Genomic DNA, 14,887 nt, shown 5'->3' on the forward strand with positions numbered 1-14,887 from the left:
TGGCCAGAAAGAATGGTGCGCCCGGCAAGGCTGCTTACTACTCGCTCATCCTCTACCACCCACCGCTTGATGCAGCCGACCCGCTTGCCAAGGGCGAAGACGCCATCTTCGTTGGCCCGACATTGCCCATGCAGCAGGACGCGGCCCCGTTATGGGAGTACATCCGCCGCTACATGGAATGCGGTCCTGGCCAGGAGGGCATCCCCGAACGAATAGAGCAGCAACACACTACCTATTGCGGCAAGCCCAGTCCCAGCCAGTACAGACTGGAACAACGTCCGGGCGTGATGGAAACCATGTATCACATGCTCAGTCAGGTGACCTGCTCGTGGCCCAGATTTCCGAAGGAATGGGAAAGCGACAGTGGAATGGGAGAACCTGAAGAGAAGCCCGTGCAAACGGGCGCCGTGATGACGGCGTTCGTCCATCGGGCCCAAGGCAAGCTGAGCAAGGCCGATGAGATCGAGTTCTTGCAGCGATGGGGAACGGCCGAAGCGGTACAGGAAGCAATGCCAAACAGGAAGTGAAGCAACTGCGAGCAGTTGCACATAGGCACGTCCTCGGTGCGAATCACCCTCGCTTGCTCACCACATGCTCCCGCCGAAAGTTGCGCGGCGTACTCCCCACCCACTGACGAAAGCGCCGGTTGAAATACGCCTCGTCGGTAAACCCGCACTGGTGCGCAATCTCCCGCACCAGCAGCGAGGTGGAGGACAGCAATTCTTTCGCCCGCTCGATGCGCCGCTCGGTAACCAGGTCGGTGAATGTGCGATCGGTTTCCTTGCGCAGCAGGTTGGCGAGGTAGTTGGGCGAGAGAAACGCAGCGGCCGCGGCATCGGTCAGCGACAGTGGCTTGTCGAGGTTGTCGCGCACGTAGCGCACCACGCGTTGCAACGCGTCCCGCTGCGAGGTTTTCCCGTTGTGCTGCAGCGAAAGGCGCATCAGCGCCTGCTCCTGCCGCATGCAGGCCAGGGCGATGATCTGCTGCACGATGCCACGCATCGCGATCTTGGCACCGAAGCTGCGGCCCGCGTTCAGCGCGTGCAGCTCGTCGAGCCAGCCGCGCACGCGGGCGAAGTCGGCCTCGTCGAAGGCGAAGTCGACGTACTCCTGGAACAGGAAGGGCGCGAGATCGGGGTAGCGCGCGAGCGACACGTCGTCGAGGTCGAGCGCGTCGACCTCGAGTTCGGGCCACAGGAAGCGCTGGTCGAAGTTGACGATGCAGTACAGCGCATCGGGCGGATGCGGAATCACGTGCACCCGGTACGGCAGCACGAAGCTCAGGTGGCGCGGGCCGAAGGGGCGCACCTCGCCGCCGATGGCCTGCTGCGAGCTGCCCTCGATGCCGATCTGGATCTGGAAGTACGCGTGCCGGTGCGGCAGCGTGAGCTCGTTGCGCGCACCCTGGAAGCGGATGTCGAAGTCGAGGTGGTCGGCACGCTCGTGCATGCCGTAGGTGCGGACGGACGTGGGGGGAGGAGAGGTGCGCATCGGAGAACGGGCGGGTCGGCAGGCGTCTGCCCGCGAGGGTACGCCAACTCGCGGTCCGGAAGGCCGGCCCGGCTCGATGCGCAGGCCGTCCTCAAGCTCAGACGACCGCGACGTCCAGCGCGCCCACGCCCGCCACCGTGCCGCGCATGCGGTCGCCCCGCTGCACGGCGGCGACGCCGGCCGGGGTGCCCGTGAAGATCAGGTCTCCGGGCTGCAGCGTGAACAGTGTCGACAGGTAGGCGATGGTGTCGGGCACGTTCCAGATCATGTCGGCAAGGTCGCCGACCTGGCGTTGCGTGCCGTTGACTTCGAGGCGGATCTCGCCGGTCGCGGGGTGGCCGGCATTGGCCACGGGCACGAGTTCGCCGCAGGGCGCGGAGCCGTCGAAGGCCTTGCCGGTGTCCCAGGGGCGGCCCATTTTCTTGGCCTCGCCCTGCAGGTCGCGGCGGGTCATGTCGAGGCCGACGGCGTAGCCATACACATGGCCGAGTGCGGCCGAGGCGGCGATGTTCGACCCGCCGGTCTTGAGCGCGACCACGAGTTCGATCTCGTGGTGCACGTCGTTCGACAGCGTCGGGTACGCGAACTCGTTGCCATCGGCCACGATGGCGCTGGCCGGCTTCATGAAAAAGAACGGCGGTTCGCGGTCGGGGTTGTGGCCCATCTCGCGGGCGTGCTCGGAGTAGTTGCGGCCCACGCAGAAGATGCGGTTGACCGGGAAGCGCGCGCGTTCGCCCTGGATGGGCAGCGAATGAACGGGCGCGGGGGGAATGGCGTAAAGAGTGTCGGTAGTCATTCGACGACTCTAGCCAGCACCGCCCTACGCCTTGGGGACGCATCTATGCGAGTCTTGGACTCAGCTACGGTTTCATCTCGGTTTTTTCCGGGGTGCGTGCACAGGCCACCGGGTACTCCCCTCCGCGAATGTCCCCCGGCCTGCGGCCTCCTCCTTTATTTCGCTGCGGGGAGCACCCGGTGCCCTGCGCACAGGGCACGCTCTGGGTGCACCGCTGATCAACGACCGCTCTGTCCAACGATCACGCCGATGGGGTGCCTTGCGCAGCGAAATAAAGGAGGAGCCCGAAGGGCGGGGACATTCGCGGAGCAAGGTGCCCCGTCGGCGGGATCGCGCCCTGAACAGCTACTGCACGATTTGCTACCCAGCCGCACCGAACCCCGTATCGAAGGTCCCCTTCACGTCGAGCGGCTGCTTGATAAGCCCGAACTGCCGGTAAAAGTCCGCCGTGCCCTGCTGGTCGGCGATGACCTGCGCGTCGATGGCCACCCACTTCTGCTGGCGGCGTTCGAACTGCAGCTTCGCCGCCTCGGGCGGAATGCCGACGATGCGCGCCAGCGAGGCCGAGTAGGCGTCGACGTTGCGGTACGACCAGAGCTGCGCCTTCACCACGCGCTGCAGAAAGTCCTGCAGCACGGGCCGCTTCGACACGATGGCGCTGTCGGTGGCCGCGAGATAGCTGAGCCCCGGCAGCAGGCCGCGCCCGCTGACGAGCACGCGCGCATGATGGCTGACCTCGGCCAATGCGGTGTACGGCTCCCACGTGGCCCAGGCGTCGACCGAGCCCTGCGTCAGTGCGAGCTTGGCGTCGGCGGGCGCGAGGAACCGGATGTTCACGTCCTCGGGCTTGAGGCCGGCCGAGGTGATGGCCTTCAGCGTGACGTAGTGGCCGATGGAGCCGCGGTTCGTCGCGATGCTCTTGCCCTTGAGGTCGGCGGCGGTCTTCAGCGGTGAGTCGGGCCGCACCAGCACGGCCGTGCCGTAGGAGTCGGAGCGGTTCGCGCCTATGGCCTTGACGCGCGTGCCCGCCGCCAGCGCGAAGATCAGCGGCGCGTCGCCGATGGGGCCCGAATCGACCGCAGCGGCATTGAGTGCTTCGGCCAACGGCGCCGCGGCCGGGAACTCCGACCACTGGATGTCGTAACCGAGGCCTTCGAGCCCGCCCGCCGCTTCGAGCAGCGCGCGCAGGCCGCCCTTCTGGTCGCCGGCCTTGAGCACCGGACGACCCTGTGCGGCAACCGCTCCCGGCAGAGCGACAGCGGCGGCAATCGATGCCCCCTGGACGAGAAACCGGCGGCGGGAACCGCGGACAATGGATGTGCTGAAGTTCATGGCATTGCCCGTCGTCACAGCAGGAGTTCGGGCTCGGCTTCGAGCAGGCCTTCGTAAAGGCTGTCGAAGGAATGGATCGCACCGTCGGGTCCGCCGATCTGGCTGTGCGTGTGGCGCGCGGTTTCTTCGTCGATGGGCTGCGGCTTGCCGGCGGCTTCGGCGAGCAGTTGCGTGTGGCAGGCGTTGTCGAGCGCGATGTACCACCACGCAGCGGCTTCCACCGTAGGCCCGGCCGTCAGGATGCCGTGGTTCCTGAGGATGGCCCCCTTGCGGTCGCCCAGCGCCTGGGCGATGCGGTCGCCCTCGCTGGTGTCGACCACCATGCCGGTGAAATCGTCGAACAGCGCCACGTCATCGTGGAACACGCAGCTGTCCTGCGTGAGGGTGTCGAGCTTGCGGCCCAGCGTGGACCAGGCCTTGCCGTAGGTCGAATGCGTGTGGGCAGCCGCAACGATCTTCGGGTTGTGCTCGTGGATCGCGGCGTGGATGGCAAAGGCGGCCTTGTTGAGCGGCCTGTCGCCAATGACGGTCTCGCCCTTCGAATTGACGAGCAGCAGGTCGGACACCTTGATGCGCGAGAAATGAACGCCGAGCGGGTTGACCCAGAAGTGGTCGCTCAGCTCGGGGTCGCGCGCGGTGATGTGGCCGGCCAGGCCCTGCGCAAAGCCGAAGCGCGCGAACAGGCGGAAGGCGCCGGCCAGGCGCTCCTGCCGATGGCGGCGCTCGGCCTGGACGGTGGGGCGCGCAGGGATGGGGTCGAACCAGTATTTCTGCTGCGGGTTCGGGTTGAGCTTCAGCGACGCGTGGCGGTCGATGGAAAGAACGGCACTCATGGGAGATTCCTTGGTGTTCGGTTTTGCTCCTTCCCCCTCTGGGGGAAGGTTGGGATGGGGGCTCGACGGCTTCGAAGCCATGACGGTGTTGAACGCCGCTTGCCCCCACCCCTGCCCTCCCCCAGGGGGGCGGGAGAAAGAAGAGTCAGGCGGCCTTGCGGGCGGAAGCCGAGCGCTGCGCCACCAACTCCCGCGTGCGCGGAATCAGCTCGCGCCCATAGTCCAGCGCATCCTCCAGCGGATCGAAGCCGCGGATCAGGAAGGTCGTCACGCCCAGGTCGTAGTAGTCGAGCAGCGCATCAGCCACCTGCTCCGGCGTGCCGACCAGCGCTGTGCTGTTCGAGCGGCCGCCGATCTCCTGTGCCACTGCGGTCCATAGCCGCTTGTCGAGCCGCGAGCCTTTCTCGGCCGCGGCCAGCAAACGCTTCGCGCCTTCGCTCTGCTGCGGACCGCCTCGGTTGTAGCCCTGCACCACGCGCAGGCGCTTGGTCTCCGCCAGGATGTTCTCCGCGCGCGCCCACGCGGCCTCTTCGGTCTGCGCCAGGATCGGACGGAACGACACCGAGAAGCGCACGCCGCGCCCATGCTTCGCCGCCTCGGCGCGCACGCGCGTGGTGAGCTCGCGCGCCTGGTCGAGCGACTCGCCCCACAGCGCGTACACGTCGGCGTACTTGCCCGCGACCGGAATCGCGGCCTCGGAAGCCCCGCCGAAATACACCGGCACGTGCGGCTTGCCGCTGCGCGTCTGCACCGGCTTGACTTCGGAGAAGGCGTTCTGGAAGCGGTAGTGCGCGCCCTCGTGGTCGAAGGGCTTGTCGGCCGTCCATACCTTGTGCAGCACCTCGAGGTATTCGTCGGTGCGGGCGTAGCGCTGGTCGTGATCGAGCCAGTCGCCGTCGCGGCGCTGTTCCTCATCGGAGCCGCCCGAGATGTAGTGCACGCCAAGCCGACCGCCGCTGAACTGGTCGAGCGAGGCAAACTGCCGCGCGGCCAGCGTGGGCGCGACGAAGCCGGGGCGGTGCGCGAGCATGAAGTGGATGCGCTCCGTGACCGAGGCGGCGTAAGCCACCGTGAGCGTGGCGTCGGGGCTGGTCGAGTGGTGCGGCACGAGCACGCGGTCGAAGCCGGCCTTCTCGTGGGCCTGCGCGAAGGCGCGCACGTAGTCGCGGTCGAGCGACGGTCCGTTGGCGGCGTGGATCTCCGAGACCTTCTGTCCCTGGATCATGCCGATGAATTCGACGCCGTCCTGGTGTTGCTGGCTCATGGTTCTTGTCCTCGTGAATGGAAAGTGGATGTCAGGCGGCGGGCAGGCGCAGCACGCTCTCGAAGCTGCGGTCCCACAGCGGTTTGACGTCGGCCGGACCGTCGAGCACGCCGATCTTCAGGAAGGTGTCGGCCACGTCCTGGTGGCTGCGCACGACCGCATCGCTGACGGGGCCGAGGCTGTACTCACCGCTGCGGCGGTTGAAGAGCTCGACGATGTCGCCCACGGGCACGCGCGTTTCGGCCGACTGCGCGCGGGCGTAGGCCAGGAAGTTGCCGTTGATCCACGCGAACGAGCGTTGCAGTCGCTGCAGCAGGTCGCCCAGCGCGGCACGGCGCAATGCATCGTCGAGCGCGCGCGGATTGGCGTAGATGGGGAAGTTGCCCGAGAGATACCCCACGCCGGTCTTGATGACCCGCGCGCCGTACTGCGTGCGTGCCAACTGGCCGTTGTAGCCATAGATGGCCCAGGCATCGAGGTCACCGCGCGCGAAGGCCGAGAGGCCGTCCGACGGCGTGAGACTCACGGCCTGGATGTCGCTGAACGACAGGCCCGCTTCGGCCAGTTGCCTGGCGAGGTAGTAGTGCGAAGTGGTGGCGCGCACGTAGCCTACGCGCTTGCCCTTGAAGTCGGCGATGCTGCGGATGGGTGCATCCTTGCGCGCCAGCGTGGCCTGGTTGTTCAGGTCTTCGTGCGTCACGGCCACCAGCTTCACGCTGGACTTCTGCCGCGCCGCGAACACCGGCGGAATCTCGCTGCCCGAGCCCAGGTCGAGTGCATCGCCGTTGATGGCCTCGATGTGCAGCACGCCGTTGTTGAGCTCGCGCCAATCGATCTTGTAGGGCGTGTCGGCCTGGCCCGAAGCGGTGAGCAGCGGCCGCCAGAGGCCCTTGTAGGTGCCCACGCGCAGCGTGACGCCCGACAGGTCGCGCGACGGCGACGCAGCCTGGGCCAGGCCCGCTGCTCCGGCGGTTGCAGCCGTGCCCCACGCGGCGGCGGCTTGCAGCAGGCGGCGCCGGTCGAAAAGGAAGTCTGTTTTCATCCACCGAACCGTAACCAGGCGGGCAGCGGAAGCGAACGCAGAAAAACGAGTTTGCATATGCGGGATGCGTCGTTTCCCGGCGGCAGGCGGCCCGCTAACGTCTGGGCACCATGAGTGCACTCCCCTTGCGCCGCGCGCCGGCCACGCCTGAAGAACCATCGCCTCCCCCACCCGCCACCGTCGATGCCGCGGTCCTGGCGCGGCTGTCGGCGCAGTTCGCCGCCACCGCGGCCGACCATGATCGCAGTGGCGCCTTTCCGCGCGAGAACTTCGCGGCGCTGCAGGCGCAGGGGCTCATCGGGCTCGTCGCCCCCGCCGAACACGGCGGCGGTGGCGCCACGCTGGCAACGGCACGGCGGGTGATCGCGGCCGTGGCGCGCGGCGAGCCAGCCACGGCGCTGATCCTCACGATGACCTATCTGCAGCACCACGCGCTGACGCGCACCGACAGCCGTTGGCCGCCGCAGCTGCGCGAACGCGTGGCGCGCGATGCGGTGGCGCACGGCGCGCTGATCAATGCGCTGCGGGTTGAGCCCGTACTGGGTTCGCCCGCCCGCGGCGGCTTGCCGGCCACGGTCGCGCGGCGCGAGGGCAGCGGCTGGAAAATCGATGGCCACAAGCTCTATACGACAGGCATCGAGGGCCTGAGCTGGCTCGCGGTGTGGGCCCGCACCGACGAGGCCACGCCGCGCACCGGCGTGTTCCTGGTGCCGCGCGAAGCACCCGGCGTGCGCGTGATTCCCAGCTGGGACCACCTGGGCCTGCGCGCCTCGGGCAGCCACGAGGTGGTGTTCGAGAACGTCGCCATCGGCCTCGACCATGCAGCAGACCTGCGCGCGCCGACCGACTGGGCGCCCGACGCGGGCAGCCAGACCGACATCGACGCCCATGCCACGCAACAGGCATGGATGACGGTGCTGCTCGGCAGCCTCTACGACGCGGTAGCGACGGCCGCGCGCGACTGGCTGGTGGGCTTCCTGAACCAGCGCGCGCCCGGCAGCCTCGGCGCGCCGCTGGCGAGCCTGCCGCGCGTGCAGGAGCACGTGGGCGAAATCGAGGCGCTGCTGCGAACCAACCGCGTGCTGCTCGACGACGCGGCCGCCGCTGTCGATCATGGCCATCCACCGACGGCCGCCGACAGCGGCCTGCTCAAGTACACGGTGACGGGCAACGCGGTCCGCGCGGTCGAGCTGGCCCTGCAGCTCAGCGGCAACCACGGCCTCACGCGGCAGAACCCGCTGGAGCGGCACTACCGCGACGTGCTGTGCAGCCGCATCCACACGCCGCAGAACGACGCAATCCTGGTCGCGGCGGGCAAGCGTGCGCTGCTGTCGCCGGGAGTCGCCGCATGACATCCCTGCCCTTCCCGAAAGCTTCGCGCCGCGATTGGTTCAAGCAAGGCGCCGCCCTCTCATTGGCTGCAGCCGGTTCGCTGCGCGCCCTCGCACAACCACAGACCACGCTGGTGCTCGGCGACCAGGCCGGCGGCCTGCGCTCGCTGTTCGAGGCCTCGCGCACGCTCGAAGGCGCACCCTTCGCCTACCGCTGGGCCAACTTCCAGGGCGCGGCGCCGCTGTTCGAGGCGCAGCGCAGCGCGGCGGTCGACACGGCCATGGCCGGCGACCTGCCCGTGCTGGCCGCGGCCGTCGGAAAGACGCCGCTGAAGATCGTCGCCACGCGCGTCGGCAAGGCCGACTCGCTGGGCATCGTGGTGCAGCCTGATTCGCCGCTGCGCAGCGTGGCCGACTTGCGCGGCAAGACGGTGATCGTCTCCTCGGCGCGCGGCAGCATCTCGCAGTACCAGCTGTACGGTGCGCTCGAAGAAGCCGGCGTGCCGCGCAGCGAGGTGACGGTGAAGTTCGTGCTGCCGACCGATGCGGCATCCGCCTTCGCGTCGAAGCAGATCGATGCGTGGGCCATCTTCGATCCGTACTACGCGATCGCCTTGCAGCAGGGCGGGCGCATCCTGCGCGACGGGCGCGGCATCAATACCGCCCTGGGCTTCATCACCGCGAGCGAACATTCGCTGGCAGACCCCGCCCGGCGCGCGGCCATCGTGCAGTTTCTGGACCGGCTGGCCCGCGCGGGCGACTGGGCGCTGGCCAACCCCGAGGCCTACGCGCAGGCCTACAGCCAGCTCACGCGGCTTCCGATCGAGTCCTCTCGCATCATCACGGCGCGGGCGTCCGTGGCGGGCCGGCCGGTGAGCGAGGCGGACATCGTCGCGCTGCAGGCTGTGGCCGACCGCTCGGCGCGCGACGGCATCCTGCCGGTGCGCGTCGACGTTCGCGCGATCACGGACACCAGCGTCTGGAAGCGCACGGCGTGATCGCGCCGCTGCGCGAATTCGTCGGTGCCTTCGGCCGGCTGCTCGACAGCGCGCCCGACGAGCCCCGCATTCTTTCGGAAGGCGGCACGCTGCTGCGCACGCTGGTGGCGCGCGACGACTGGCTGCCCGAGGCCTTTGCACAACCCGACCCGGTGCGCTACCAGCAATTCCTGCTGCACGCGGACAGCACCGAGCGCTTCTCGGTCGTGAGTTTCGTGTGGGGACCAGGGCAGGCCACGCCGGTGCACGACCACACGGTGTGGGGACTGATCGGCATGCTGCGCGGCGCGGAGTACAGCCAGGGCCATGCGCTCGACGCGCAGGGCCGTGCGCAGCCGCAAGGCGAAGCGGTGCGGCTCGATGCCGGTGACGTGGAAGCCGTGTCGCCCACCGTCGGCGACCTGCACCGCGTTCACAACGCGCATGCGGACCGCGTATCGATCAGCATCCACGTCTACGGCGCGAACATCGGCGCCGTGCGGCGGCATACTTACCCGGCGCAGGGCGGCCGCAAGCCCTTCGTCTCCGGATACTCCAATGCGCTGCTGCCCAACCTGTGGGACCGCTGCGCCGAACTCGGATCTTCTTCGACAACCGCATGACGACTGCCTCCTTTCCCACCCTTCCCTTCGCCGCCGTGCGCGCGCGGCTCATCGCACGCGAAGAAATCGCCCTGCTCGACGTGCGCGAGGAAGATCCGTTCGCACAGGAACACCCGCTGTGGGCTGCGAACCTGCCGCTCTCGCGCGTCGAGATAGAGGCCTGGCGGCGCATTCCGCGGCTCGACACGCTGATCGTGCTGTACGGCGAGCACGGCGGCGCCGACCTTGCCCCGCCGGCCGCGAACACGCTGGCCGCGCTGGGCTACACGAACGTGCACCTGCTCGAAGGCGGCCTCGAAGGCTGGCGCAAGGCGGGCGGCGAGCTGTATCGCGACGTGAACGTGCCGAGCAAGTCATTCGGCGAGCTGGTCGAGCACGAGCGGCACACGCCCTCGCTCTCTGCGCCCGAGGTGAAAGCGCTGGTCGATGCGAAGGCCAACGTGGTGGTGCTCGACGCGCGCCGCTTCGACGAATACCGGACGATGAGCATTCCCTCGGCCACCAGCGTGCCGGGCGCGGAGCTGGTGCTGCGCGTGCGCGAGCTGGCACCCGATCCGGCCACGCAGGTGATCGTGAATTGCGCGGGGCGCACGCGCAGCATCATCGGCACGCAGTCGCTGGTGAATGCGGGCATTCCGAACCCGGTGGCGGCGCTTCGCAATGGCACGATCGGATGGAAGCTCGCGGGACAGGTGCTGGACCATGGCGCGGACCGGCAGGCGCCCGTTGCGGTGTCGCCGGCGCATCGCGCGCAGGCGCAGGCCGATGCAAGGCGCGTGGCCGATCTGGCCGGCGTGCGCCGCATTGCACTCGACGCCCTGCAAACGCTCGAAACGCCCGGACGCACCGTGTACCGCTTCGACGTGCGCACGCCTGAGGAATATGCGGCGGGCCACCTGCCCGGCTTTGCCAGCGCACCCGGCGGACAACTGGTGCAGGAAACGGATCACCAGGTGCCGGTGCGCGGCGCGCGCATCGTGCTGGCGGACGACGATGGCGTGCGCGCTTCGATGAGCGCCTCATGGCTCGCGCAGATGGGGTGGGAGGCCTACGTGCCGGAAGTGGTGCCGACGGCTGCGGCGTTCACCGAAACAGCGGCACCGGCGAGCGCCTATCCAGCTGTCGCCGCTGCCGTGGGCGAGATCGCACCGAAGGAACTCGCGGTGTTGCTGCAGCAGCAAACCGGCACGGCGGTGATCGACGTGACCACCAGCGCGAACTACGTGAAGCGCCACATTCCGGGCGCCTGGTACGCGATCCGCGCACAACTCGCGCGGGCGCTCGACGCCGTCATTCCACCCGCCCAGCGCTACGTGCTGACCTGCGGCAGCAGCCTGCTCGCCCGCTATGCCGCAGCCGACCTGCGCGCCCTGCTCGACGCGCGCGGCGAGGGCGACGTCGAGGTGCGCGTGTTGGAGGGTGGCAACGCGGCCTGGTTCGCAGCAGGCCTCGAAGCGGAGACCGGCGAGACGCGCCTCGCGACCGCACGCACCGACCGCTATCGCCGCCCCTATGAGGGCACTGACGCCTCCGCCGAAGCGATGCAGGCCTACCTCGATTGGGAGTACGGCCTGGTCGCACAGCTGGGACGCGATGGCTCGCATCACTTCAACGTGATCTGACCCGCGAAAGAAAGCATTTTGAAAGGATTTCGACACGCCGGTGACACTGTGTCGCCAGGGTAAAGGCCGTCATCCGGCTAAGCGGCAAGGCGTTGGAGATTCATATCGACAACAACTCGTCCCAGGAGCTTTGCCATGAGATTTCCTGTTCTTGCCCTGTCCGCTGCCGCGCTGGCAGCCACCCTGACCGGCTGCGTGGTTGCGCCGGCTCAACCCGTCTATGCGGCGCCTCCGGGCGTGGCCTACGTCGCTCCGACGTACGTGTCGCCCGGCGTCGGGTTCACATGGGCCTACCACCCGCGCTACGGCTGGGGCTGGCGCCACCCGCAATACGGCTGGCACCGCGGATGGCGCTGAGCTGCGGCGGCTGACGCCGCTGCGCAGCCAGGCCAGCTAGCTCGGCTCGGCGCTCTTGAACAGCGCCGCGACCTTTCGCTTGGACTTGATGTTGCTGGAGATGCCGCGCGCGGGCGTGGCTGCCTTGGCGGCAGCTTCCCAGGCGGGCGTGGCGTCCGGCTCGCCGGGCTCGTAGGGCTTGTCGAAGAACGGATCGCGCGGCGCCGACGGCGCGCGGTGCGGGCGTCCACCGCCGCGGCGGGCTTCGGCTTCGCGGCGTTCGCGCGGCTGGTCGAGCACATCTCGTGCGTCGCCGGCTTCGCCTTCTTCGCGCCAGTGGCGGCGTCCGTCGTTGATGCGGCCGCGCGGGCGGTCTTCCTCGAATTCGACCGGCTCGAGTTCGATCTTCTTCTTGATCAGTTTCTCGATGTCGGCCACCAGGCGCGCATCGTTGCCACCGCTGGCAAAGCTCACGGCGAGGCCCGAAGCGCCGGCACGGCCGGTGCGGCCGATGCGGTGCACGTAGTCTTCGGCGTTGAACGGCACGTCGAAGTTGAAGACCGCCGGCACGTCCTTGATGTCGAGGCCGCGTGCCGCGACGTCGGTGCACACCAGCAGATCGACTTCGCCGGCCTTGAACGCGGCGAGGGCCTTCAGGCGTTCGTCCTGGCTCTTGTCGCCGTGCAGTGCGGTGGTGCGCAGGCCATCGCGCTCCAGCGAGCGTGCGAGGCGCGCGCAGCCGAGCTTGCTGTTGACGAACACGAAGGCCTGCGTGATGCCGCGCTGCTTCACGATCTGCTTGAGCGCACGGCGCTTGTCGTCGTCGCCCACGCTGTAGAAATGCTGCTCGACGGTGGAAGCCGTTTCGTTCGGCCGAGCCACTTCGATGGTGACGGGGTTCTGCAGGTAGCTGCTGGCGAGGCGCTTGATTTCAGGCGAGAACGTCGCCGAGAACAGCAGTGTGGTGCGCTGCTTGGGCAGGTAGCTCAGGATGCGCTGCAGGTCGGGCAGGAAGCCGATGTCGAGCATGCGGTCGGCTTCGTCGAGCACGACGTATTCGACCTGGTTGAGCACCGCGTTCTTGGCTTCGATGTGATCGAGCAGCCGGCCCGGCGTGGCCACCAGCACTTCGACGCCCTTCTTCAGTTCCAGCGTCTGCGGCTTCATGTCGATGCCGCCGAACACGACCGTGCTGCGCAGGTTGGTGTACTTGGCGTACAGCTTGACCTGTTGCGCGACCTGGTCCGCCAGTTCGCGCGTGGGCAGCAGCACGAGGGCCCGGACCGGGTGCCGCGCCGGAGAGGTCGAGGCGTTTTCATGCTTGAGCATGCGCTGCAGCAGCGGGAGCGAAAACGCCGCCGTCTTGCCGGTGCCTGTCTGGGCGGCGCCCATCACATCCTGGCCCGAGAGCACGACCGGAATGGCCTGCTCCTGGATCGGTGTCATGGTCTCGTAGCCCATTTCGGCCACGGCGCGCGCCAGCGGTTCCGCCAGCATCAAATTGGAGAAGGAGCTTGTCATTGAGCCCGCTATTGTCGCATTGCCGCAAAAAACGGCAGTGACTTCGGCATGACAACGCCCGCGCCCATGGAGTTGCTATTTATTCAATAGCAATCCAGCCAGCATCGACGGGGTATTCGGGGACATGCAACTCAAAGGCTGCGTGCATTGAAAGTGTCGCAGGTCTTGATGTCGCCGCTTTGATAGCCCGAGCCGAACCACCGTTGGCGCTGCGCGCTCGATCCGTGGGTGAAGCTGTCGGGCACCACCGCACGGCCCGCGGAACGCTGCAAAGCGTCGTCGCCGATCTTCTGCGCAGCATTCATCGCGGCCTCGATGTCGCCCGGGTCGAGCCATTTCTTCGACTCCTGCGAATGGTGGGCCCACACGCCCGCGAAGCAGTCGGCCTGCAGCTCGACGCGCACGCTCATCGCGTTGTTCTGCGTCTGGCTGAGTCGGCCGCGCATGCCGTCGACCTTGGCGGTGATGCCGAGTTCGTCCTGCACGTGATGGCCGACCTCGTGCGCAATGACGTACGCCTGCGCGAACTCGCCCGGCGCGCCGAGCTGGTTCTTCAGCGTGTCGTAGAAGCCGAGGTCGATGTAGACCTTCTGGTCGCCCGGGCAGTAGAACGGCCCCATCGCCGACTGCCCCGTGCCGCAGGCCGTGGGCGTGGCATCGCGGAACAGCACGAGGCGCGGTGCGTGGTAGGTGCCGCCGTTCTGCCGGAATACGGCCGTCCACACGACCTCGGTGTTCTTGAGCACCGTCGAGACGAACGCCGCTTCGCGGTCGCCGGACGGCGGCTTGGGCGCGGGTCCCTGCTGTTGTTGCTGCACCTGGGCCGGACCGCCACCGCCGCTGAGCAGGCTCAGTACCGTGAGCGGGTTGATGCCGAAGACCCAGCCCGCGATCAGCGCGACCGCGATGGTCCCGATGCCGATGCTGCGCCCGCCAATGAAGCCGCCCCCACCGCCGCCACCTTCACCGCGGCGGTCTTCGACGTTGTCCGATTGTTCGTTGCCTTCCCATCTCATCGCAGTCTCCTTGCCGGCCATTGCAGGAGGATTTGCCGGCGTTCGCAGGATGGTACTTGTCCCGGCGACCCCCAGGGTAACCGGCCGTCAGCGGCCGGCCGGCAATACGTCAGGTTTTTGGCAGAGTGACGCCGCGCTGGCCCTGGTACTTGCCGCCACGGTCCTTGTAGCTGGTCTCGCAGACCTCGTCGCTCTCGAAGAACAGCACCTGCGCGCAGCCCTCGCCCGCGTAGATCTTGGCGGGCAGCGGCGTGGTGTTGCTGAATTCGAGCGTCACGTAGCCTTCCCATTCGGGCTCGAACGGCGTGACGTTGACGATGATCCCGCAGCGCGCGTACGTGCTTTTGCCCAGGCAGATGGTCAGCACGTTGCGCGGGATGCGGAAGTACTCGACGGTGCGCGCCAGCGCGAAGCTGTTGGGCGGGATGATGCAGTAGTCGCCGTGCATGTCGACGAAGCTCTTCTCGTCGAAGTTCTTCGGGTCTACCACGGTGCTGTGGATGTTGGTGAAGACCTTGAATTCAGGCGCGCACCGGATGTCGTAGCCATAGCTCGAGGTGCCGTAGCTGATGATCTTGTGGCCTGCGGCCTCGCGCACCTGGCCGGGCTCGAAGGGCTCGATCATGCCGTTCTGCTCGGCCATGCGCCGGATCCATTTGTCGCTCTTAATAGACATTGAAAACACCCCAGTCTTCGCGCACTT

14 protein-coding genes and 1 pseudogene are annotated in these 14,887 nt (G+C 67.9%); 6 read left to right on the top strand and 9 right to left on the bottom strand.

From position 1 onward, the window contains the following. Positions 1 to 527: pseudogene (locus AC1DFC_RS22065) on the top strand (hypothetical protein); the annotation flags it as partial. A gap of 43 nt (positions 528 to 570) precedes the next feature. Here the strand turns inward: AC1DFC_RS22065 and AC1DFC_RS22070 are convergent. The 6 genes from AC1DFC_RS22070 to AC1DFC_RS22095 form a co-directional block, all read right to left on the bottom strand. Continuing rightward, a complete protein-coding gene (locus tag AC1DFC_RS22070; RefSeq protein WP_007837300.1) occupies positions 571 to 1,491 on the bottom strand; it encodes a helix-turn-helix transcriptional regulator in 921 nt (306 codons plus the stop codon). Positions 1,492 to 1,588: 97 nt separating this feature from the next. Then, the gene (locus AC1DFC_RS22075; RefSeq protein ID WP_413331941.1) at positions 1,589 to 2,287 is read right to left on the bottom strand and encodes a fumarylacetoacetate hydrolase family protein; all 699 of its coding nucleotides are present in this window, start codon (positions 2,285 to 2,287) and stop codon (positions 1,589 to 1,591) included. Between the two features lie 360 nt (positions 2,288 to 2,647). Next, positions 2,648 to 3,619, bottom strand: coding sequence for an ABC transporter substrate-binding protein (locus AC1DFC_RS22080; RefSeq protein WP_478179997.1), 972 nt, complete (start codon positions 3,617 to 3,619; stop codon positions 2,648 to 2,650). A gap of 14 nt (positions 3,620 to 3,633) precedes the next feature. Beyond that, on the bottom strand, positions 3,634 to 4,452 hold the full coding sequence (locus tag AC1DFC_RS22085) for a class II aldolase/adducin family protein (protein ID WP_007837307.1): 819 nt from the start codon (positions 4,450 to 4,452) through the stop codon (positions 3,634 to 3,636). Positions 4,453 to 4,597: 145 nt separating this feature from the next. Continuing rightward, positions 4,598 to 5,716, bottom strand: a complete 1,119-nt coding sequence (locus AC1DFC_RS22090) for an LLM class flavin-dependent oxidoreductase (protein WP_007837309.1) — start codon at positions 5,714 to 5,716, stop codon at positions 4,598 to 4,600. Between the two features lie 31 nt (positions 5,717 to 5,747). After that, entirely contained in the window at positions 5,748 to 6,758 is a 1,011-nt protein-coding gene (locus tag AC1DFC_RS22095) for an ABC transporter substrate-binding protein (protein ID WP_478179998.1), read from the bottom strand. Between the two features lie 110 nt (positions 6,759 to 6,868). Between AC1DFC_RS22095 and AC1DFC_RS22100 the strand changes: the two genes are divergently transcribed. From AC1DFC_RS22100 to AC1DFC_RS22120, 5 genes are all read left to right on the top strand, one after another. After that, a complete protein-coding gene (locus AC1DFC_RS22100) occupies positions 6,869 to 8,110 on the top strand; it encodes an acyl-CoA dehydrogenase family protein (RefSeq protein WP_478179999.1) in 1,242 nt (413 codons plus the stop codon). Beyond that, complete coding sequence (locus AC1DFC_RS22105) at positions 8,107 to 9,087, top strand: ABC transporter substrate-binding protein (protein WP_478180000.1); 981 nt, start codon at positions 8,107 to 8,109, stop codon at positions 9,085 to 9,087. Before AC1DFC_RS22100 ends, AC1DFC_RS22105 begins: the two co-directional genes overlap by 4 nt. Further along, complete coding sequence (locus AC1DFC_RS22110) at positions 9,084 to 9,689, top strand: cysteine dioxygenase family protein (protein WP_478180001.1); 606 nt, start codon at positions 9,084 to 9,086, stop codon at positions 9,687 to 9,689. Before AC1DFC_RS22105 ends, AC1DFC_RS22110 begins: the two co-directional genes overlap by 4 nt. Then, positions 9,686 to 11,311 carry a rhodanese-related sulfurtransferase gene (locus tag AC1DFC_RS22115; protein ID WP_478180002.1) on the top strand — a complete coding sequence of 542 codons (1,626 nt, stop codon included), beginning with the start codon at positions 9,686 to 9,688 and terminating at the stop codon, positions 11,309 to 11,311. Before AC1DFC_RS22110 ends, AC1DFC_RS22115 begins: the two co-directional genes overlap by 4 nt. Positions 11,312 to 11,446: 135 nt before the next feature. Beyond that, entirely contained in the window at positions 11,447 to 11,668 is a 222-nt protein-coding gene (locus tag AC1DFC_RS22120; protein ID WP_007837319.1) for a hypothetical protein, read from the top strand. A gap of 36 nt (positions 11,669 to 11,704) precedes the next feature. On the opposite strand, the gene AC1DFC_RS22125 is transcribed toward AC1DFC_RS22120, so the two are convergent. From AC1DFC_RS22125 to dcd, 3 genes are all read right to left on the bottom strand, one after another. Further along, positions 11,705 to 13,168 carry a DEAD/DEAH box helicase gene (locus AC1DFC_RS22125; RefSeq protein WP_007837321.1) on the bottom strand — a complete coding sequence of 488 codons (1,464 nt, stop codon included), beginning with the start codon at positions 13,166 to 13,168 and terminating at the stop codon, positions 11,705 to 11,707. Between the two features lie 131 nt (positions 13,169 to 13,299). Beyond that, complete coding sequence (gene ypfJ, locus AC1DFC_RS22130; RefSeq protein ID WP_478180003.1) at positions 13,300 to 14,184, bottom strand: KPN_02809 family neutral zinc metallopeptidase; 885 nt, start codon at positions 14,182 to 14,184, stop codon at positions 13,300 to 13,302. A gap of 109 nt (positions 14,185 to 14,293) precedes the next feature. Then, a complete protein-coding gene (gene dcd, locus AC1DFC_RS22135; protein WP_015866656.1) occupies positions 14,294 to 14,860 on the bottom strand; it encodes a dCTP deaminase in 567 nt (188 codons plus the stop codon). Between the last annotated feature and the right edge of the window lie 27 nt (positions 14,861 to 14,887).

It is taken from the genome of Variovorax sp. 10L421 (genome assembly GCF_056395365.1).

What these genes read in the sequence shown, in the direction of transcription:
- AC1DFC_RS22070 (WP_007837300.1), bottom strand. Translation starts at nt 1,491, where the DNA reads ATGCGCACCTCTCCTCCCCCCACGTCCGTCCGCACCTACGGCATGCAC.
- AC1DFC_RS22075 (WP_413331941.1), bottom strand. Translation starts at nt 2,287, where the DNA reads ATGACTACCGACACTCTTTACGCCATTCCCCCCGCGCCCGTTCATTCG.
- AC1DFC_RS22080 (WP_478179997.1), bottom strand. Translation starts at nt 3,619, where the DNA reads ATGAACTTCAGCACATCCATTGTCCGCGGTTCCCGCCGCCGGTTTCTC.
- AC1DFC_RS22085 (WP_007837307.1), bottom strand. Translation starts at nt 4,452, where the DNA reads ATGAGTGCCGTTCTTTCCATCGACCGCCACGCGTCGCTGAAGCTCAAC.
- AC1DFC_RS22090 (WP_007837309.1), bottom strand. Translation starts at nt 5,716, where the DNA reads ATGAGCCAGCAACACCAGGACGGCGTCGAATTCATCGGCATGATCCAG.
- AC1DFC_RS22095 (WP_478179998.1), bottom strand. Translation starts at nt 6,758, where the DNA reads ATGAAAACAGACTTCCTTTTCGACCGGCGCCGCCTGCTGCAAGCCGCC.
- AC1DFC_RS22100 (WP_478179999.1), top strand. Translation starts at nt 6,869, where the DNA reads ATGAGTGCACTCCCCTTGCGCCGCGCGCCGGCCACGCCTGAAGAACCA.
- AC1DFC_RS22105 (WP_478180000.1), top strand. Translation starts at nt 8,107, where the DNA reads ATGACATCCCTGCCCTTCCCGAAAGCTTCGCGCCGCGATTGGTTCAAG.
- AC1DFC_RS22115 (WP_478180002.1), top strand. Translation starts at nt 9,686, where the DNA reads ATGACGACTGCCTCCTTTCCCACCCTTCCCTTCGCCGCCGTGCGCGCG.
- AC1DFC_RS22120 (WP_007837319.1), top strand. Translation starts at nt 11,447, where the DNA reads ATGAGATTTCCTGTTCTTGCCCTGTCCGCTGCCGCGCTGGCAGCCACC.
- AC1DFC_RS22125 (WP_007837321.1), bottom strand. Translation starts at nt 13,168, where the DNA reads ATGACAAGCTCCTTCTCCAATTTGATGCTGGCGGAACCGCTGGCGCGC.
- ypfJ (WP_478180003.1), bottom strand. Translation starts at nt 14,184, where the DNA reads ATGAGATGGGAAGGCAACGAACAATCGGACAACGTCGAAGACCGCCGC.
- dcd (WP_015866656.1), bottom strand. Translation starts at nt 14,860, where the DNA reads ATGTCTATTAAGAGCGACAAATGGATCCGGCGCATGGCCGAGCAGAAC.